The following is a 21,693-nucleotide window of genomic DNA, read 5'->3' as shown; positions in this document are numbered from 1 at the left end:
ATATTTTCACTTTTTGATATTTAAATTATGAGCCAAACCGCCAACACCGAAGACACCATTGACTTAAAGGAATTGTTTTTTTCCTTGATTGCACAATGGAAACTGATTGCCCTGTGCATTATTTTAAGTTTGATCTGTGCCTTACTGTATTTAAGAACCACACCGGATACCTATTCAGTAGATGCTATGGTGCAAGTCGAAGACAGTAAAGGGACTTCAGCTGCTTTATTGGGTGATTTATCCAGTATGATCGAGCAAAAATCCCCTGCTCAAGCCGAAATTGAAATTTTAAAATCGCGTTTGGTGCTCGGCGAGGTCATTAACCATTTAAATTTAAATATTCGTGTATCTGGGACAGAGGACAGTTTCTGGAATCGGTTAATGGCTAAACATGAATACGACACCACGTATTCAGAAAAATCAGTATTGTTTAAAGACAATCGAAATAGTTTCGATATTCGCCAGTTTGATATCCCGCAATATTTCCAGGATAAAAACTTAATTTTAAGTTTTAAAGAAGGCAAATATAGCCTGACTGATGAGAAAACTGAACAAGTGGTTTTTTCTGCACCTCTAAACCAGATCAGTCAATCCTCATCTGAATACGGTCTTTGGAAAGTAGGTGTCTTTAGTCAAGACAGTTTCGATGCCACGTATAATATCCGAAAGCAAAGCTTGCCTGCTGCCATGCAGTCTTTGACCAGTAACTACTCAGTGGCTGAAAAAGGCAAGATGAGCGGTGTCTTAGGGCTTAACTATCAAGGCGAAGATACGCAGCACATTACTCAAGTCCTGAATGCCATTCTAGCTGCTTATAGCCAACAGAATATTGAACGTCGATCTGCGGAAACTGCGCAGACACTTGAATTCCTAGAAAATCAATTACCGGAATTAAAACAACAGCTTGATGTTGCAGAGCGTGAATTCAACCGCTTCCGCCAACAAGCAAATACAGTGGATGTTACGAAAGAATCGGAATTATACTTAACCCAAAGCATTACTTTAGAGACACAAAAAATCCAGCTGGAGCAGCAGGTTGCAGAAGCTTCATCCAAATATATGGATGAACATCCGATGATGCAGCAAATGAATGCACAACTCGCTGCAATCAATAAAAAAATTGCAGAGCTAGATGGGACTTTAAAACGTTTACCTGAACTACAGCGCCAGTACTTACAATTGTTCCGTGAAGTTGAAGTCAAACAACAGCTATATACAGGTCTATTGAATTCATACCAGCAACTTCGTATTGCCAAAGCCGGTGAAATTGGCAATGTACGTATTGTCGATACTGCAGTTGAACCCATTCAACCGATTAAACCGAAGAAATTACAAATCCTGATTTTGTCGATTTTTCTGGGAGGATTCCTCGGTACATTATTAGCACTGTTACGTAATATGATGCGTTCAGGCATTAAGGATGCTGCTCAGATTGAAAATGAGCTGGATCTGCCAGTGTATGCCACCGTACCGCGTTCTTTAATTCAAGAAAGTCGTATCAACCTTCTAAAAAAGAAAAAAAATATTCCTATTCTTGCGGTTAAAGACGGCGGTGATATTGCGATTGAAAGCCTGCGCAGTATGCGCACCGCAATTCACTTTGCCTTAATGAATGCCAGCAATAATGTGATTGCACTGTCAGGCCCTGCCCCTGAGATTGGGAAATCTTTTATTACTGTTAACCTTGCAACCATTTTGGCGCAAGGTGGAAAACGGGTACTCGTCATTGACGGTGATATGCGTCGTGGTTATTTACATAAATATTTCAATGCTGATATCAAACCGGGTCTAGCTGAACTGTTAAATCGTCAAAATAGTTATGAAGATGTTGTCCAAAACTCGACTGTAGAAAACCTGTTCTTTGTCACTCGCGGCAAGAGTCCAGTCAATCCGTCTGAACTGTTAAGTACCGATAAATTCAAGGCTTTCCTGGATCAGGCATCTGCTCATTTTGATCACATCTTAATTGATACTCCGCCAGTACTTGCTGTGACTGATGGTATTATTATTGCGCAATATGCAGGGGTCAATTTATTGATTGCCCGTCATGCTCAGACGCAAATCAAAGAGCTTGAAATTACGGTGAATCGTTTTGAACAGGCCAATGTAAAAGTCAATGGCGTCATTCTGAATGATGTACAAAAAGGTGCAGCGGGTAGTTATGGTTATAATTATGCCTATGCCTATACTGCACATAAAGATAATGACTAATCTATTCTAAACTCAAATTTCACACTCTGTCTGAGCAGGGTGTGAAATTATCCTTCCTTACATTTATTGCAAATGATTGTTGTTGAAAAAATCAACTAAAAAACCTATCGTGGTTATAGTTTAAAACTCCTGAGAATATACAAGAATGTTATCCAAAACACTGCTCGCTACCTTGGCATTAAGTTCTTCCCTCGCCTTTGCACAAGGAATCGTTTTAAATGACCAAAACTTACGCACCGATTTAAACTGGCTCAATCAGCAGGGTGTTATTCAAATGAGCACGTCGACTTGGCCCATCAGTGGTGATGAAATTCAACGTGCTCTTGCCCAAGCTAAAATCAGCAATAATACTCAGCAAAAAGTCATTGATACTGTATTGTCACATTTGAATGCCAATAACCAGTTGTTTAAAGCATCCTTATTTGCAGAAACTGATCAAAAGAATATTCCTCAAGCCTTTGGCGATCAGCACAAAGCACAATATCAGGCAGGCATCGAGTTAAATGTGGGTAACGAGAACTGGGATGCCAGAATTCGTATGAATGCAGAAAAAGACCTACAGATTGACAATGATCAAGATCTGAATCTTGAAGGCTCATATATCGCTGGAAAATTATGGAATCAATGGCTGATTGCTGGACAGATCCCGACCTACTGGGGTCCTGCACATGATGGCAGTTTAATTCGTGGTGATGCCAGCCGCCCTGTCTATGGCGTGACGATGCAGCGTGCCGAACAGAATGCTTTTGCAAACAAATGGTTGGCCTGGATTGGGCCTTGGCAATATCAAGCTTTTGCTGGACAACTGGATGACTACGATGCTGTGCCTGATACCAAACTGATTGGCTTACGTGTCACTGCACAACCCTTGCCTTATTTAGAACTGGGTGCATCACGTGCTATTCAATGGGGTGGTGAAGGACGACCTGAAAATTTTGACTCATTTTGGGATGCATTAATTGGTAAAGATAATGTATATGGCGATACCATTAATCCGTCAAATCAAATTGCCGGTTTTGATGCACGCTTAAATCTACATCCCCTCATGCAAGTCCCGATGGGTATCTATGCACAATATGTCGGTGAAGATGAAGCAGGCGGCTTGCCGGCCAAAAAAATGTATTTGGCTGGAGTCGATTATTCATCAAGTTATAAGAATATGCCTTTCCAACTGTATACCGAATGGGCAGACACTCGTACCAATGGCAAGGTACAGGGCATTTCCTATAATCATAGTGTATATACAGATGGTTTTTACCAACATGGCTATCCTCTAGCGCATGCCATGGGTGGTGATGGCCAAATGCTGTCTGTAGGTGGTGATATTCGTCTTGATTCTTTAAATCGACTCAATGCACGAGTATTATTAGCTAAACTCAATAAATCCAATCGAGCCACCAATCTGGCGTTTCCGCAGCAAGATGAATTAAAAGCACTAGATCTAACCTGGACACATTATCTACGCCCAGACATTCCACTTAAACTGAATGGGTGGGTGGGTGACTCTGAGGTATACGGTAACGATGGCGGTGTATCAATTGGTATCGAATTCCCCTTAGAAAAGGGCTTATTTTCCTATTAAGACCTATTCAACACTCAAGTTCGGGTGATAGCGACAACTTTTCCATACCTTCCAAAATACTGATGAAACTGAAAATAAAAAAACCAGCACTTGCTGGTTTTTTTATTAAGTATCCGGTAATGCATCGAGCTACCCTACACCGACTGAACCAGTCTTTAAAAAAGTAATCGACCCCAGCCCGCTGATAAATCAGCTACTGATGAGAGAGGGATCAATAATCACCATACTTATCAACTCATATATGGCTCAGTAGCTTAGGACTGACTATACCTTTTATTAATCACTTGCGTCAGCATCAATTTTCTAATCTGAATGTCACATTGGTCTCAACCCACTTGTCATACACTTAGTATTTTTTGTAGAACTGTCAATCTAACATTCAGTTTTTCACTAGTACCTCATTCGATACCTGTAGCTGGAAGGCATAGGTGCATTATACTAATACTCGCTTATGCTCAAAATTGATAGTTTAGATATAATCTTGCAGTACTCCGCATTTAGCTTTCGTGAAAGTCTTATTTATCCATGCTTGGTGTTATTTCACCTCTTTTGTAAATAAGCTAGTGTCATGAATACTTTTTTTTGAAAACCGCGCAGCACCCACTTCCTGATCAGGAGCATTAATTCCCTCTTGGCTTAGCATTACCTTAGCAGTTTTGAACATAATTTTAAAATCAAACCAAATATTATACTGTTCAACATATTGCACATCTAATTCAAATTTTTCTTCCCAAGATAAATTGTTGCGTCCACTCACCTGAGCAAGCCCTGTCATACCCGGTTTTACCTCATGGCGTCGCATTTGTTCATCTGTATAATGTTCTAGAAACTCTTTCATTTGAGGGCGAGGCCCAACAATACTCATATCCCCTTTTAAAACATTAATCAGTTGAGGCATTTCGTCTAAGCTGGTTGAACGTATTTTCTGCCCAAATGATGTGATACGAAATTTATCAGGTAAAAGATTACCATCTTTATCTACCGCATTTCTCATAGAGCGAAACTTAATCATTTTAAATAATTTACCATTTTTACCTGGGCGTTCTTGGTAAAAGAAAATGGGAGAGCCTAAATTTTTCCGCACTTTATAGCTCATAATGATAAAAACTGGAAACAATACTAATAAAGCTATTAGTGCAATAACTATATCTACTATTCTTTTAGATAATTTTTCTTTAGTAAAAATATTAGAAAAAGAATAAAAATAAACATGAGGAAATAAAGATTTTTTTAAACTAAAATTCTTTTTATCCATATAATGCCAAGAGCTTTTCTTATCTGTTTCATTAACTCCATTCTTCTTTGAGGAAAATTGTATTATTCCATTCTTATGCCCCTGTATATTTTTAGAATATTTATTTGATAAACTATTATCTTTTTCAATAAATAAAGGCTTATGCCTTACAATATTGCTTCCTTCAACGTTTTTGATCTTATTTTTTTCTTTTTTTAGATCCATTAATAAACACCTCAATATGTCTATTTATCAATCATAACAATTATATTTTTTTAAAAGTAGAAATATATTTATCAAAAAAATATCAACTAACAATTTATTATAGATTAATCTTTCTTTATTAAAAAAATCATACAACTAGGTTCTATGATATTTCACTTAATTGAGAAATTAAGACTTTAAGAAAATTTCAATTAAATAAACCACTTTAGAAATTATATCTTTTCATGAGCTTTTAATATATTTAATAAATAATTGTGAAAGTTACTATTTATTGAAAAAAAATCTATTTTTTAAATACAACACACCTCACACTAAAAAATATGTGACAAAATGTAAAATAGTTTTAAATAAGGTGAATTAATTCACCTTATTAATTAATTTTAAGCAAGTCTAAGCCAGATAAGTAAAAAGAAGGAATCTTATTCAAGATGACATCTAAGATTTATATAAAAATCTTATTGATATTTCTACGAGATAAATCCAAAAAAATTGGACAGCTTTAAAAGTAAACTACTTTATTTTTAGAATGTTGATGGCGTTTATTATCAGTATGAAACACTAAAGAAAAAAATAAAAAGAGGCAGAAAATCACCTCTTATAAAGTATTGATTTATGCTTCAAGGTGGAGGTATTTCTATATGAGTTAGGTCACTATATATCTATACTATAAAAATCATGTACAATCGCACGAGCACCAAAACTTTCTTTTTGATTAATCAGTCCTGTATTTAAAAACTTTCCTTCTTTTTCATTTGAGATACCGAAATCAAATATCTTAGTAGACTGCATATTTTTATTGATTAAAAAATCGATTAGAATATCTAAGGCTCTTTCTTCCCTTCCCTTATCATTACTGGCTAAATACTGTAAATGGACTACTTTCTCAGTTTCAAAAGTCACTGCTGCTGCAACAATCTGACTTTCAAAACAACATTTATAAGCCCTTATGTTATTAGGGAATCTACTTTTTAATAAATCTATTTCCGTTTCATTATGAACTGGCTTTTGATGATGATGTTGACCTAAGACTTCACGAATAACTTCCCAGACTATGCTTGGCTGTTCGACTTCTTCATAAGTTAATCCAGATTTTTTTGCTTTATTGATTGCCCATTTTTTAGATTTTGAATAGTAAATTTTTTCCTGTAAGTTAATAGAAGTACTAATATCCCGACGATAGAGCCTTGCTTCATTTAGAAATAAAGCATATAAATCCTCTTGAGCAGGATAATGATGATAAATATTAGGTATGCATTTATATATAATTTTTTTAATATAATTTTCTTTTAAAAAACCTTTTAACTGAGAAAAAAGACTTAACATATCAATAGCACGACAATCCCTATCAATCAAAAAACCACCAAATGTTAAGCCTTGATGACTATAAAAAATATTATCTTTAATATTTCCAGGCAATAAAGCCACGATTTTATCTTTATCATTTTTAAACATTAAAGAAAAGTCTTCAAATCGATCAGAATGGTAGTCCATAAAATTCCGATTAAACATGAAATGATAATTTTTACAATTTAATAAAAACTCATTCCATACCTCTTTATCAGAATCTTCATATTTTTTTATTTGAAAACTTACAGCTTCTTTCACCGTAATCTCCTTTTATCATTATAAATTTTTATAAGGTATAAAATTTAAATAATATTTTTAAAAATCATTATTAAAAAAACCTTAAGACTTATCAATTCCTAGCATTTTGGATAATCTATAATTGATCAAATCTGCATTAAAATTTTTTTTAGCATATAAAAATCCTTGATATCCCATCTTATTTACTTGTTCAGGATGCTCTATAAAATAAATCATTTTTTCCACTAATGCGGCTATATCCCATTTTGGAATAAGAAAACCAGTCACCCCATCTACTACAGTCTCATTACAGCCTGGAACATCAGTGGTAATCACTGGGCGTCCTATAGCCATCGCTTCTTGTGTGCTGCGAGGCATACCTTCACGATAGGATGGCAATACAAATACTGCGCTATTACGTATTCGTTGATCAACATCTGTGACGAAGCCAGCATATTCTATAATCCCTATTTCTATCAATCGGTCTAATTCTGCCTGTTTTAAACTTGTCAGGTTTTCAGTATCTAAGCCACCTATAATTTTAAATAGTATTTCAGGATATTGTTTTTTAACTATTCTGGCAGCTTCTAAATACTCAAATATGCCCTTTTCAGCGATTAATCGAGCTACAAAAATAAAAGATATACTTTTTTGATTATCCCATTTTTTGTAGGCATACTCTTTTAAATTAAGGCCTATCGGCCCCAAGACTTCAATGGCATTTTTTTTATGATAAATATTATAGCGTTGTACTAAGTCCTTAGGATCATCATGATTTAAGAATATAATTTTATCTAAATAAGGAAATACAATTCTGTATAAAGATACTTGTATAAAGCGTATAAATTTAGCTTTCAAACTTTGACCATGTTTATGCATTGTAAAAGGCGAACCTAAGCCTTCAATCATGCCATAGACATAAGGAACTTTATTCTTATAAGCAGCCAAAGTTGCATAAATGACCGGCTTAGTTGAATATGAAAATACAATATCGGGTTGAATTTCTTTTATTTTCTGTATGAGTTGATAAGTTGAACGTAGATCAGTCAATGGATTTAACCCACCACGGCTAAGTTTATAGGTAATAGGAGTCACTCCAAGATTTTTTATTTTATCTAACCAGTCATTGCTATATTCAGACACGAAAGCATAAACATGATAATTTTTTGCTAAACATGACAACATGAAATCTTTACGAAAACCATAAAGATTATATGCAGTGGTTCCAATTATAATAATTTTTTTATTTATCATTATTTTAATCGTCCTATAAGTTCTAATTGTGAAGCATAAAAAATTTTATCCTCGTCTGAAACAGTGGTCATCCTGCGCTTATGTAAAATATGCATTAAATTCAAAAAACTTAATATTTTTACAATCATTTTTTTTATTTCAAACTTCAATACAATCTTATTTTTGTCTATATCAGAAATAATATTGTTATAATATTTTTTGATCACTTCAATTTGAGTATTATAACCACGAATCATTTTTTCTTTTTTTACATTTTCTACTTCTCTATAAAAATATAAGGGTTCTTGCATAACCACATAATTGAAATCATTTTTTATCGCTGCTGAGAGCCATAATTCATAATCTTCCGCTAGACAGTTATTAACTTGATAGGGATTTCTTTTACACCACGCCTTCCGTGCAAGCAGTGAAGGATGTAATAAATTGGTCAGGCCTTGCAAAATTTCTTTGGGTTGCATTTGATGATTAGAATAAATTCTTTTCCCTAAAATTTCATTTTTATTTCCAATCGAATACAAGCTGGTTACCACTAAATCAATCTCTGGATTTTCATTTAAGACTTTTATCTGTTTTTCCAGCCGGTCTACTGCCATTAAATCATCAGCATCCATACGTGCAATAATCTCATATTGTGCTTCATTAATAATTTGATTTAAGCGATAAGGTAATCTTCTATTGCATCCATCAGCAATGATACGAATCCGAGGATCGACAAATGATTGGGCTATCTCTAAAGACCGGTCTGTTGATCCATCATCTACCAATATCAATTCCCAATTTTGAAAAGTTTGAGCCAGTACTGACTTAATCGCATCTTCCAAGTATTTTTCTGCATTAAAAAATGGAATTCCTATAGAAATATACATATTTATTCTTCCTTCTTATTATTTAAAAATAGTAAAAAAGTAGCCAACAAAAACCAGAAAATAAGCGTTCTTGCACTATAAGTGGTAAACCCATATAACATTGGCCCTAATAATATCATTTTGTTTGAAAGTGAAAGTTTCCTGAATATTTGATATAAAAATATTAAAAATAAGAATATGCCTACAATTCCATAATAAAATAAGATACCTAACCAGGTTGAGTGAATTTCATTGCCTGTGGGGTTATATAACCAGTAAGCTCCTTGCCCAGCCCCAAAAATCAAATATTGAGGATAATCAAAGAAACTAAAAAGACCGCGTCCTTCTACTTGGCTATCTCTTTGATTTAATCCTTCTATAAATCGTAATACAACATTATCAAAAACCCCCATGTTATATAAAAAGTAGCTTAAAACACCAAAAAAAACCAAGGTCCCAAAGAATACAAATATTCTTTTATTTAAATCTCCTTTTTGACTAAAAATAAATCCTAACGTTAACATTAAAAATCCAATTGAAGCAGATCTTGACATGGTCAATAAAATCAAAAACAAGGCCAAAGAATAAACGATTATTTTTTTAGAGTTGCTTCCAGAAATATATAAATAAATTGCACAGGTACTGAGCACCCAAAATGCCATTTGATTAGGATCATTAAAAAGACCATTGTATCGTGGGTCAAAATCATAACGACCTAAGTTACTTGCCCAGATAATAATTTCAATGACATAGGAGAAAGGAATAAGAAATAATAGTTTTTCATGGAAAAAATTAATCTGAACCTGATTCAGGTTCATCATTAATAAAAAGAATAATAAATTGAAGACCCAGTAAATAGTTGACATCATATAACTGGAATCTAGGACGATTAAATACCAGGCAAAATTTATACAAATTGCATATGCGACAAACAATAAAATTATATTAGAGTATTCAATATTTATTGAAGAACTTTTATTAAATAATAATAAAATAGCCCCCATAATAAAGATGTGACTAAACTGAGGAATCCCACTGGACCAAAAATAAAACTGAGATAAAAAAAATGAAAACAATACAAGATATATAACAACTTTATCTCTTATATTACTATCACTTAAAAAAATAATGTTATTTTTTGAATTACTTTCATTTAAAATAATCATTACCTATTCCTTTTATATTATCTGATGCTTTAAAAAAGCAAAAGAACTGATTAATATTTCATATTGTTAATATTATTGTTTTTTATTTAAATTTTTTAAAACTATTAATATATTTTTCAAATTAACAATATTTATCAAACTTAATTTTTATTAAAACTCTTTTTTAATAAATAACCAGTAAAAAAATCTGAAAAAATCATATGTCAAAATTTCAGATGGATATTCTCTCAAAATTCCCAGCATTTTTTCTAATGATTTCTTTTTGGATATTAACCCTAATTCAAACGCATTTATCCATAACGCTCTTTTTTTTGCTTTATTAAAAAATATATGATTTTGGTACTCATTTAAAATCATCATTCTTGAATCATGCATGAGAGAGGTTTGCTTATGCATATTATTATCATGTAGCCTGTATTTAGCAAACAGGACGGGAAGATAACATAACTCCCCTTCTTGTGCTAAAAGCAACCACATATACCAGTCTTCAATTTTCACCTCAGCATCATAACCACCGATTTTTTTTAAAGCATTTGATCTAATCAGTTGTGTCATGGCGGGTAACTCATGCTCTAACAATAAAATTTGTTCAAAACTATAGTTTTTTCTTTTTTTAATTCTATTTTTTACCTGATTAGAATCATGATCAATAACTGATATTCCTCCAAACACTGCAATACAATTTTTGTTATGCTTTAAAAACTCGGATTGTATTTTTATTTTATCTTCCAAGATTATATCATCAGAAGCGAGAGAAGAAAAATATTCTCCTTGCGCCCATTCTAAGGCTTCATTCAAGGTTGCACTCAAGCCCTTATTCGGTCGATGCCTAAATTCAAACCGGGTAAATCGTTTTTCACATCGTGGAATCAGTTCTTGTATTTTTTCTACTGAAGAATCTGTAGATCCATCATCAATGACAATTAACTCAATATTCTGATAAGACTGGTTAATGACACTCTGAATACTATCGCATACAAATTTTTCATGATTATAACTTGGTATAATGACAGAAACTAAAGCTTGGCCATTTATCATATTATCTCTCTTTGTTTTAATGATTTAAATATAAAAAAACTGATGACGACCCAATACATTCCATAGTTTATGAGGTGGGCTATTGAAACACCTTCAAATCCAAAAAGCTGGGTACATACATAGGTCAAAGCAATAAGAGATAAGGTAAATATAATCTCTGTAGAGATGTACAGTTTGGTCATTGCTTTACTGAGCATCAAATAAGCCAGTATCCAGCTTCCTATTTTTAGTGCATCCCCCATCATTTGCCAAAAGAACAGGCTCTGCATGGGTGCGAAAGATGGACTGAATAAGACATTGATAATCAAGTCACGCAGCACAAAAATGACTACTCCGCCTGCCACAGCCAGTGGAAAAAGAAATTTATAGCCTAAATAAACTTCTTTCTTAATTTCATCAATCATCTTGAGTTCTGACAAGCGCGGTAAGTAATAGACTCCCAATGTTGTTGTGACCAGCATCAGGTATACGGTGCTTAGACGGATCATGGCTTCCCAGTAACCGGCATACGCCAGGCCAAATTCCTGACTTAAATAGGCTCGAATTAAGATTTGCGATAAAGGCACACAGATCGCACTGACCAATGCCATCCAGATAAAAGAACTAAGTTTTTTAGTAATTTCTAAGTCTATTTTTCCAAACAGAGAGGAAAACTTAAACCAATCCGCTCGATAACACAGAAATAACGTCACTATAAACGCAATAGATTGATAAATGGATAATGCAATTAAGGCACCATATAAATGTAATTTTATTACTAAAATACTCGTAACAATAAGCGCAAATAAACTACCCGCAATATTGGCAAGTACCAGCTTTAATATTTCTTTTTTGCCATTGAGTATGGCTAAAAACAGGGTATTAAAATTAAAGAATAATAAAAATACTGCAAACCATACAAAAACTGTTTGATATTCAAGTGTATGAAATATATAAAGTGATAGCTGCCTTTGGAAAATTAAAATTAAAAATGCGAACATCAGACTAAATACAAAAACAATACTGCCTGCTGTTTTCCAGATTGCACGTTGTTTGCTTTCATCTTCATGATATTCAGCAGTATATTTAATGACTGCGGTATTAATTGCACTACCCGCAAAAGTAGTCACCATTTGAATAAAATTTTGGAATTGACCTAAAGCTGCATATCCAGTCGGCCCCAGATATACAGCCAGAATTTTATTCAGTACAAACAGGGTTATGGTCTTAATCAGGACCGCCACCCCATTCAGTACACTGGTCTTAAGTAAATTCATCTATATTTGAAAACCATTACATAACTGAACAACTTGCTTTGCTTCATCCATGGATAAAGTAGGCCCTATCGGCAAGCTCAAGACCTGCGCATGAATTTGTTCTGAAATTGGTAAGTTTAAGTTATTCCATGCTTTATAAGCTTGCTGCTTATGGGGCGGAATCGGATAATGAATCAATGTCTGTACCCCATGCTCTGCCAAATATTTTTGTAATTCCTCCCGATATCTGGTCTGGATCACAAATAAATGCCAAACATGCTGCATATCAGTTGCGGTATTTATATTTTTAAGTGGAAGCACAATGGCTGGATTCTGAATTTCTTTTAAATAGAGATCTGCAATCTGACGACGATGCTGGTTTTCCTGATCTAAAAATGGCAGTTTTACATTCAGGATAGCCGCCTGAATTTCATCAAGGCGACTATTTACTCCCATGACCAGATTTTTATATTTTTCATGTGAGCCATAATTACGTATAGCCTTAAGCATATGGGCCAATTCAGTATCATTGGTGGTAATTGCCCCGGCATCACCCAGCGCACCCAGGTTTTTTCCTGGATAAAAACTGAAGCCTGAAGCATCTCCCCAATTCCCTGCTTTTTTACCCTCGATTTCAGCGCCATGGGCTTGTGCCGAATCCTCTAAAACCAGTAAATTATGTTTCTTGGCAATCGCCATAATTTCTGGCATGGCAGCAAGCTGTCCATATAAATGAACAGGCAAAATTGCCTTTGTTTTGATGGTAATCGCGGCTTCAATTTTTTTAACATCAATATTGAACGTATGGATATCCGGTTCGACCAATACCGGTTTCAGATGATTCTGTGAAATTGCCAAAATACTTGCAATATAGGTATTTGAAGGTACGATCACTTCATCGCCTTCATTCAGTTTACCCAGTTCTTTCCATGCACGCAGGGTCAGAATTAGAGCATCCAATCCATTGGCAACCCCTATGGCATACTCTGTACCACAATAATTCGCAAAATTTCGTTCAAAATCCTCTAACTCTTTGCCACAGATATACCAACCAGAATCAATGACCTGTGTACAAGCTGCTATAAGTTTGTCACGGTATTGAGCATTTATCGCTTTTAGCTCAAGAAAAGGTATCATTCTTATCAATCTCGTATAAAAATTTGTTATTCATTTTTTAATTTCACATTTATCAAAACTAATCTATTGATATGAATTAAAGTGAAAACCCCAATATTATTTATTCAGTTCATAATTCTTAGATTTAAAACTTGGCTCTAATAAAAATTTCTTCATCTTTCTATTTAGAGGATTTTCAATATATTTATACATTATAAAGCTGGCTATTAAAGTCACAATAAATATAATCAATGAAAACAACATTAAATCTATATCAAATAAAAACATCTTTTTTATATAATTTAAAACTTGTATTTCCAAAACATGAAGCAAATAAAAACAAAAACTGATTTCTCCCGCCAAAACCATATATTTATTTGATAGAAACTTGGTAATAATACTTTTTTCATTAACAACATGAGACAATGCAAAAACAAGAATGATGGTGGCCATAGGTAACCAATAATAAATTGAGTATCTATAACTGATATCTATCTTGCTATGAAATACAAAGAATAAGACAAAAAGTAAAATCGCTCCTGATTCAAATACAAAAGTAGGTATCTTCACTTTAGAATAATTAACTTTTATTTTCTCATAAAGATCAAACAGGATAATACCAAGTAAAAAATCTGAAAAACGTACCCATGGTGAAATGTACAACCAATAGTGATTCTGGTTTTTATCAAGCTGCATATTCAAAACCAAAATAGCTATAAGATAAAAAATAAATATATAGCTTCTTATTTTTTCAGAAATTAAAAATGCAAATGGAAAAAGTAAATAGAAGAACAATTCATCGGAAATGCTCCAGGATGGAGAGTTTAATGAAAAATGAATATTTTCTTCTAAAAAAAAGCTTTGTATTAGAAAAATGTGTTGAATTAAGTATTCCCATCCTTGTCCAGACTGGCTAAAGGTCAACAGAAGTACAATTGCCGTAGTTGCTATATGTACTGGATATACTCTTGCTAAACGAGAAATATAAAACTCTTTTTTTGAAATATTTCCTCTAAAAAATTTTTCTTTATAGTTATAGGATAAAATAAATCCGCTTAATATAAAGAAAAAACTGACGCCTAAAAATCCTTCGTCAAAAATACTGTTAAAAATATTTGCATAATGCGTGTCATTTTTTAAAAAGGCCAAATGACTAAGAAAAACAAATAGCGCAAAAAACATACGCAATGATGTAAGCGGCTTAATCATCTCATACATCTCCTTCATATTTATTATTTAAAATTCTATTTTCTGAAGTCTCTCGAGTAACAAAGCCATCATACTTGTGAATTATTTTTCTTAATTTCATGATCTAATTTTCTATGCAATAAAAGTTTTATCTGCTTCTTTTAAAAACTGGTCGTAATTACGGATATAGTCACTTTCATCATAATAATCGCTTGCCAATACCAACAATATGCAATCTTCAGAAAAATCATGCATTTCATGCCAAACCATGGGCGGAATTAATAATCCTTTATTGGGCTGACTTACGCACACTTCTTGTTTTTCTTTACTGTTATCCATTAATATTTTACAGCTGCCTTGAATACAAAACCCAATTTGTTGAAGCTCTTTATGTGCATGAAACCCGCGAGGAACATCAGGCTGAGCGCCAAAAATATAGTAGAGCCTCTGTATATGAAAGGGAATATTCCGATTGGCTTCAGCGACCACCAAACTGCCACGATGATCTCCCAGATTAGGTAAATCAATCCATTCAATAAGATTCATCATGATTACCCCACCAAAGAAATCAGATATTGACCATAGCCATTTTTACTCATCGTTTGACCAATGGCTAACACTTGTTCTTTGCTTAACCAGCTATTATTCATTGCAATTTCTTCTAGACAGGCAACTTTATAACCTTGACGCTTTTCAAGGGTTTCCACAAATTGAGCTGCCTCAAGTAGACTTCCCTGTGTACCTGTATCTAACCAGGCAAAGCCACGTCCCAGCAATTCAACATTTAAATCACCACGTTCCAGATATGCCTGGTTAATGGAGGTAATTTCCAGTTCACCTCGCTCAGAAGGTTGTACTTGTTTGGCAATCTGAATCACATCATTGTCATAAAAATACAGACCCGTTACAGCAAAGTTAGATTTAGGTTTTTCCGGTTTTTCTTCAATTGAAATAGCACGTTGCTGTTGATCAAATTCCACCACCCCAAAGCGTTCAGGATCTTTTACCTGATAGCCAAAAACAGTGGCTCCTTTTTGACGTTCAGCAGCCTGACGCAGCATGGGGGTAAAACCTTGCCCATAAAAGATATTATCGCCGAGCACTAAGCACACATTACTTTGCCCAATAAACTCTTCACCCAGAATAAAGGCTTGTGCCAAACCATCAGGTCGAGGCTGAATCGCATAACTCAGCTGCATGCCAAATTGTGAACCATCACCTAATAATCGCTTAAACCCATCAATATCTTCCGGGGTACTGATGACAAGAACCTCCTGAATACCGGCTAACATCAACACAGATAATGGGTAATAAACCATGGGTTTATCATAAATCGGAAGTAACTGTTTCGAGATTCCTTTAGTGATTGGATGCAAGCGTGTGCCCGAACCACCTGCTAAAATAATCCCCTTTGTTGATCTTGACATTAGACTGCCTCCCCTAAACGTTCACGCTGATAAGAACCATCCTGAACGCGACGGCACCATTGCAGATTATCCAGATACCACTGCACAGTTTTACGAATACCGGTCTCGAAGGACTCTTGTGGTTTCCAGCCAAGTTCACGCTCAATTTTTGAAGCATCAATGGCATAACGTAAATCATGACCAGGCCGATCACTGACGAAGCTAATCAGGCTTTCATATATTTGGCCATTGAGTCGTGGCTTAAGTTCATCCAAGATGGCGCAAATGGTTTTAACCACATCAATATTCTGTTTTTCATTATGCCCCCCAATATTGTAGGTTTCGCCTACCCTGCCTTTGGTCGCAACCTGATATAAAGCACGGGCATGATCTTCTACAAAAAGCCAATCCCGAATCTGCTGACCATTGCCATAAACAGGTAAAGATTTTCCATCCAGCGCATTTAAGATGATCAAAGGAATCAGTTTTTCAGGAAAATGATAAGGCCCGTAATTATTTGAACAGTTCGTAACCACGACCGGCAAACCATAGGTTCGATGCCAAGCACGCACTAAATGATCCGAGCTGGCTTTACTTGCCGAGTAAGGTGAACTTGGCAAATAAGCTGTGGCTTCAGTAAATAAGTCGGTTGTCCCCTCTAAATCCCCATAGACTTCATCTGTTGAAATATGATGAAATTTAAATTTAGACTTTTTGATTTCACCCAAATTTTGCCAATATTTTCGTGCGACCTCCAAGAGGGTATATGTACCTACAATATTGGTGCTGATAAATTCAGCTGGACCCTCGATCGAACGATCCACGTGAGACTCTGCTGCCAAATGCATGACGATATCTGGCTGAAATTCTGAAAATAATCGTGTTAAAGATACATGATCACAAATATCAGTTTGAGCAAATTGATAACGGGGATGAGCTGATATAGAAATTAATGACTCCAAGTTGCCTGCATAAGTTAACTTATCAACATTTAAAACATGATGTTCAGTCGCTTTGATGATATGCCGGACGGTAGCAGATCCAATAAAACCAGCTCCACCAGTCACTAATATTTTTTTCACCATTCCCAGTATTCCTTTTATTTTTATTTTACTTTTCAAATATTTTTTTAATTCATTGATGCCTTCTGGCATAGATATTCTTATTTGATTATTTATAACATATATTAATTTTATTCAACACACCACCTATAAAAATATTATTCTCAAATATAGTTACATTTTATGGATAATTATTTTTCTTATACCCCTTACCCAATACTTTATAATTATTGTTTTTTTAAAACACTTTTCAACCAATAAAAATCAGCTTAAGCTTTACAACTACTGATATATTACTTTCAACTAATAAGAGATTATTAATTAACACTTCATTTATATAATCTAGTTAATGCCGAATAAATATATGTGAAATTTAATAAAAATAGAATCTAAAAAACCTTTAAAGTATACACAAATAATATGAAAATACTTTCATTATTTCTAAGCTTTTGTTTTGCATAGTTATACTGTGATAATCACCTTAATCTGCAAGCAATAAAATTTATAAACAATACGTTTTACCTGAATAAACTAAGTAATACTTGTATCTCTACACCTTAATTTAATGGAAGTTTTAGATACTTTTTTTAATAAATGTTATTGATCTATTTTAATTCAAACGTATACTTAGAACTAAAAATAAGTATAGACAAGCTATATAATTTGTTATAACTTTTAGATGTTAATCACATAAACCATGTTAAAAAAATTAATAATTACGAATAAATACTAATTTTAAATATATAAAAATAAAGGGGTTTCAAGTGAACAATAGACACCTTATAGGCGTTTTAACCTTAAGCCTATCATTAGTCGGATGTGCAGCAACATCTGGCTTTCAAACCTATGATTTACCAGATGAAGGAATTTATCAAACCGAACTGGGAACTCAAGTTAATCTGGTAAAATTGACTCAGGACAATCTACCTGCAGTGCAGTCAGCCCAAACTCAACACCTGAATCATTACGCACCTTTATTTCAGCATGAAATGCAGGATTATCGTTTGAATCCAGGTGATATTTTATCCTTTCAATTATGGGCCTACCCCGAAATTAGTGCAGTTCCAACAGCAACTGATAATACCAATGGTTATCAAATTGACCGAAATGGTTATATCCATTTTCCATTAATTGGACGCTATAAAACAGTAGGGAAAACCCTTCCGGAGGTTAATCGGGAAGTACGCCGACTATTAATTCCTTATTTAAACAATCCAGATGTGGTGGTGAGAGTACTTTCTTATCAGGGACAGCGTTATTCAGTGGTGGGTAATGTGAAATCAGCTGGGCAGTTTTATTTGTCTGATCAGCCCGTGAGCGTTTATACAGCACTGGGTCTGGCCGGCGGCATTAACGAGCAAGGTAACTCTAGCTCTATTCAATTGGTGCGTCAGGGTGTGGCCTATGACCTCAATACAATTGCATTAGAAAAGGCAGGATATTCATTACATAAGCTGTTAATTCAACCCAATGACACCCTGTATATCAGTCCTCGTGAAAATCAGAAAATCTATGTCATGGGTGAAGCAGGCACGAATACCCCCTTACCCATACGTGACCAGGGGATGACTCTCGCGGATGTTCTCGGTGAAAGTGAAGGGATTAATCCCTATTCAGCCAGTGCTAGTCGAATTTACGTCTTACGTGACAATTCAAATAACCAGATGACTGAAATATATCATTTAAGTTTAAAAAACCTGGGAGATTTTGGCTTGGCCAAAAAGTTCAAAATGCACAGCAATGATATTGTCTATGTGGATGCCACAGGTCTGACTCGTTGGGAACGAGTGGTTAGCCAGATTCTTCCATTTTCAAATGTTGCTGGTACAGCTATACGCTAGCAGGTAGTTCAGCTATGTATATTAAAAAGATTTTGGGGAGCTGTTTTGAAAGTATTAGCCATCGATTAATGACTGAATGTTTACTAACGAGATCTGCCCGTATTTGTAGATTAAATCTATAAATATAGATGGCTGAAGTAATACTCAGCGCTGATCACAAGACAGCATTTTTTACGTAATAGCATGGGATCTGCCTGCAACTCCATGTAGTTCAACACTAAATATGAAGCAGATTGAATAAAAATAATCTTATCCTGATCATCATAAAAATATCTGGTTTTACCAGACTAAATTTTTCATGAGGGAACAATAAAGTCAGCATATTTGGGATTCATTTTTGCAGGGGCAGCAGATCTTTGATGAAGTTCTGTAATTTAATTCAAAACGACGTCATCGACTGGAAAAATCACTTTTAAACTTTTAGAAAGCAAAATTATGAACAAAAATAACAATACCGAAAATATGATTGACCTAAAAGGGGTGTTATTTTCCTTGTTTGCGCAATGGAAACTTATCCTCGTATGTGCCTTGCTCAGCGTGCTTGCTGTCCTGCTCTATTTACGCACTGTAGCGATTAATTATAAGGTCGATGCCATCGTCCAAGTCGAAGAAAGTAGAGGTGCCTCAGCTGCTTTATTGGGTAACCTTTCAAGTGTCATTGGACAAATGTCTTCATCTAATGCTGAAGTTGAGGTATTAAAATCACGCAATATTCTGGAATCAGTAATTAATCGCTTAAATTTGGATCTTCAGATTGCCAGTACTGAAGACACTTTTGTTCAGCGACTATTTCAAGGTGTAAATTATCAAACCGAATATCAACCTGAAACTGTGCGCTTTAAAGAGGATCAAAAAAGCTTCGACATTCGACAGTTTGAAGTTCCTACCGCCTATTTGGATAAAAATCTGCTACTGCAATTTCAACAACAGGGCTTTAGTCTGATCAATCCTGTGACAAAAGAAACCATTTTCAAGGGTGCACTGAACCAGCCAGTACAATTCAAGACTGCGCAGGGCGACTGGAAAATCGCGATCTTTACTCAGGATCCGCTAGATAGCAGTTATCAGGTGCAAAAGCTCTCTTTACCCTCAGCGATTGATTCTATTCTTGCCAATTATTCAATTGTAGAAAAAGGCGAACTTAGCGGGATTTTGCAGCTTCGCTACCAAGGTCATGACAAACAGCACATCACCAAAGTTCTGAATACTATCTTGGCAATTTATAGCCAAAATAATATTACCCGTCGTTCAGCAGAAACTGCTCAGACCCTCGCTTTCTTGGATGCTCAATTACCGGATTTAAGAAAACAGCTGGATGATGCAGAGCGGGTCTTTAACCAATTCCGTCAACAGCATAATACTGTCGACATCACCCGGGAGTCAGAATTATATTTAAATCAGAGTGTGACTTTAGAAACACAACGAGCTCTACTCGAACAGAGACAGGCGGAAATAGGCGCCAAATATGCAGCAGCACACCCGACCATGCGAGAAGTTACTGCTCAACTTCGTGTGATTAATGGCAAGATTCGTGAGCTCAATACGACACTTAAAAATCTTCCAGAGATACAACGCCAGTATTTACAACTGTCTCGTGAAGTCGAAGTCAAACAACAACTGTATACCAATTTGGTCAATTCCTACCAACAACTGCGAATTGCCAAAGCCGGCGAGATTGGCAATGTACATGTTATTGATACTGCGCTTGAACCGATTGACGTGATTAAACAGAAACAGCCATTAATTCTGTTCTTAACTTTTTGCTTCGGTACTTTCTTGGGAATTCTGGTGGCATTATTCCGCAATATGTTCCGTTCTGGAGTGAAAGATAGTAGCCAAATAGAATACCAACTGGATCTTCCCGTCTATGCCAATATTGCACACTCCCCTGTTCAGAAACCGGGACTGAAACTGCTGAAAAAGAAAAAACTGCCGTTCTTATTAGCCCTTAAACATAGTGATGATATGGCGATCGAAAGCTTGCGCAGCATCCGGACAGCAAGTCATTTCGCTCTGTCTCAGGCCAAAAACAATATTATTATGATCTCGGGTCCAGCGCCTAGAGTTGGAAAATCATTTGTTTCCAGCAATCTGGCAGTCATCATGGCAGAAAAACATAAACGCGTATTGATCATTGATGCGGACTTGCGTCGTGGTCATATACACAAATATTTTGATTTGGATAATCAATATGGATTAACTGAATACCTGAATGAGCAAATTACCTTGGAACAGATGGTACAAAGCACCAATGTAGCAAACCTCAGCGTCATCACCTGTGGTGAAAATCCAGTCAATCCATCCGAACTTCTCAATTCGGTACGGTTTCAGGAATTACTGCAACACCTGACGCCACACTATGATCATATTATAATTGATACGCCTCCTGTCCTGGCGGTCACGGATGCGATCATCGTGTCCCGATATGTCGGACTCAATCTGGTGGTGGCCCGCTATGCAAAAACACAAATGAAGGAATTGGCACTGACAGTGAACCGTTTTAAACAAGCGGGAAGTACCGTAAATGGCTTTATCCTGAATGATATCCAGCGTTCAGCAGGTGGTAGTTATAGCTATGATTATACTTATAGCTATAAAACCAAAACAAAAATCAGTTGATCTTTTTGAATAAAAAAACCAGCCATTGCTGGTTTTTTTATTTTTTTAAAGCTCTACCAAACTGCGATATTTGCTTGCTAAAAAACCA

Annotated in this window: 16 protein-coding genes; 4 read left to right on the top strand and 12 right to left on the bottom strand. The window is 35.0% G+C overall.

Going from position 1 to position 21,693, the window contains the following annotated elements:
• Positions 1-27: 27 nt before the first annotated feature.
• Complete coding sequence (locus FTU95_RS10050) at positions 28-2,211, top strand: polysaccharide biosynthesis tyrosine autokinase (protein WP_180078364.1); 2,184 nt, start codon at positions 28-30, stop codon at positions 2,209-2,211.
• A 145-nt stretch (positions 2,212-2,356) separates the two neighbouring features.
• Positions 2,357-3,793, top strand: coding sequence for a capsule assembly Wzi family protein (locus FTU95_RS10045; RefSeq protein ID WP_180078361.1), 1,437 nt, complete (start codon positions 2,357-2,359; stop codon positions 3,791-3,793).
• A gap of 535 nt (positions 3,794-4,328) precedes the next feature.
• On the opposite strand, the gene FTU95_RS10040 is transcribed toward FTU95_RS10045, so the two are convergent.
• The 12 genes from FTU95_RS10040 to rfbB all read right to left on the bottom strand — a co-directional run bounded on the left by FTU95_RS10040 (position 4,329) and on the right by rfbB (position 17,169).
• Positions 4,329-4,979, bottom strand: coding sequence for a sugar transferase (locus tag FTU95_RS10040; RefSeq protein ID WP_034609171.1), 651 nt, complete (start codon positions 4,977-4,979; stop codon positions 4,329-4,331).
• A gap of 924 nt (positions 4,980-5,903) precedes the next feature.
• Positions 5,904-6,857, bottom strand: coding sequence for a GNAT family N-acetyltransferase (locus tag FTU95_RS10035; RefSeq protein ID WP_159516554.1), 954 nt, complete (start codon positions 6,855-6,857; stop codon positions 5,904-5,906).
• 81 nt (positions 6,858-6,938) lie between these two features.
• Positions 6,939-8,090 (bottom strand): glycosyltransferase family 4 protein, encoded by a 1,152-nt coding sequence (locus FTU95_RS10030; RefSeq protein WP_005173678.1) that lies wholly within the window; start codon positions 8,088-8,090, stop codon positions 6,939-6,941.
• Positions 8,090-8,956, bottom strand: coding sequence for a glycosyltransferase family 2 protein (locus tag FTU95_RS10025; protein ID WP_180078359.1), 867 nt, complete (start codon positions 8,954-8,956; stop codon positions 8,090-8,092). The genes FTU95_RS10030 and FTU95_RS10025 overlap by 1 nt, the downstream gene beginning before the upstream one ends.
• 2 nt (positions 8,957-8,958) lie before the next feature.
• Positions 8,959-10,101: an O-antigen ligase gene (locus FTU95_RS10020; RefSeq protein WP_180078356.1), complete on the bottom strand. Its 1,143-nt coding sequence runs from the start codon at positions 10,099-10,101 to the stop codon at positions 8,959-8,961.
• A gap of 150 nt (positions 10,102-10,251) precedes the next feature.
• Positions 10,252-11,139 (bottom strand): glycosyltransferase, encoded by an 888-nt coding sequence (locus FTU95_RS10015; protein ID WP_180078354.1) that lies wholly within the window; start codon positions 11,137-11,139, stop codon positions 10,252-10,254.
• A complete protein-coding gene (locus tag FTU95_RS10010) occupies positions 11,136-12,395 on the bottom strand; it encodes an O-antigen translocase (protein WP_180078352.1) in 1,260 nt (419 codons plus the stop codon). Before FTU95_RS10010 ends, FTU95_RS10015 begins: the two co-directional genes overlap by 4 nt.
• Positions 12,396-13,511 carry a DegT/DnrJ/EryC1/StrS aminotransferase family protein gene (locus FTU95_RS10005; protein ID WP_180078350.1) on the bottom strand — a complete coding sequence of 372 codons (1,116 nt, stop codon included), beginning with the start codon at positions 13,509-13,511 and terminating at the stop codon, positions 12,396-12,398.
• A 96-nt stretch (positions 13,512-13,607) separates the two neighbouring features.
• A complete protein-coding gene (locus FTU95_RS10000; RefSeq protein WP_180078348.1) occupies positions 13,608-14,699 on the bottom strand; it encodes an acyltransferase in 1,092 nt (363 codons plus the stop codon).
• A 111-nt stretch (positions 14,700-14,810) separates the two neighbouring features.
• Positions 14,811-15,224 (bottom strand): FdtA/QdtA family cupin domain-containing protein, encoded by a 414-nt coding sequence (locus tag FTU95_RS09995; RefSeq protein WP_034609167.1) that lies wholly within the window; start codon positions 15,222-15,224, stop codon positions 14,811-14,813.
• 5 nt (positions 15,225-15,229) lie between these two features.
• The gene (gene rfbA, locus FTU95_RS09990; RefSeq protein WP_100355445.1) at positions 15,230-16,105 is read right to left on the bottom strand and encodes a glucose-1-phosphate thymidylyltransferase RfbA; all 876 of its coding nucleotides are present in this window, start codon (positions 16,103-16,105) and stop codon (positions 15,230-15,232) included.
• A complete protein-coding gene (gene rfbB / locus FTU95_RS09985) occupies positions 16,105-17,169 on the bottom strand; it encodes a dTDP-glucose 4,6-dehydratase (protein WP_180078346.1) in 1,065 nt (354 codons plus the stop codon). The genes rfbA and rfbB overlap by 1 nt, the downstream gene beginning before the upstream one ends.
• A gap of 740 nt (positions 17,170-17,909) precedes the next feature.
• Here rfbB and FTU95_RS09980 point away from each other — a divergent pair.
• Together FTU95_RS09980 and FTU95_RS09975 are read left to right on the top strand one after the other, a co-directional pair.
• A complete protein-coding gene (locus FTU95_RS09980) occupies positions 17,910-18,986 on the top strand; it encodes a polysaccharide biosynthesis/export family protein (protein ID WP_100535470.1) in 1,077 nt (358 codons plus the stop codon).
• A gap of 435 nt (positions 18,987-19,421) precedes the next feature.
• On the top strand, positions 19,422-21,605 hold the full coding sequence (locus FTU95_RS09975) for a polysaccharide biosynthesis tyrosine autokinase (RefSeq protein WP_180078344.1): 2,184 nt from the start codon (positions 19,422-19,424) through the stop codon (positions 21,603-21,605).
• Positions 21,606-21,693: the final 88 nt, after the last annotated feature.

The sequence above is a fragment of the Acinetobacter sp. YH12208 genome (assembly GCF_013418055.1).
Taxonomy (GTDB): domain Bacteria; phylum Pseudomonadota; class Gammaproteobacteria; order Pseudomonadales; family Moraxellaceae; genus Acinetobacter; species Acinetobacter pseudolwoffii.
The sequence above is the reverse complement of the archived record's forward strand: the minus strand, read 5'-3'. Positions and strand labels throughout refer to the sequence as shown.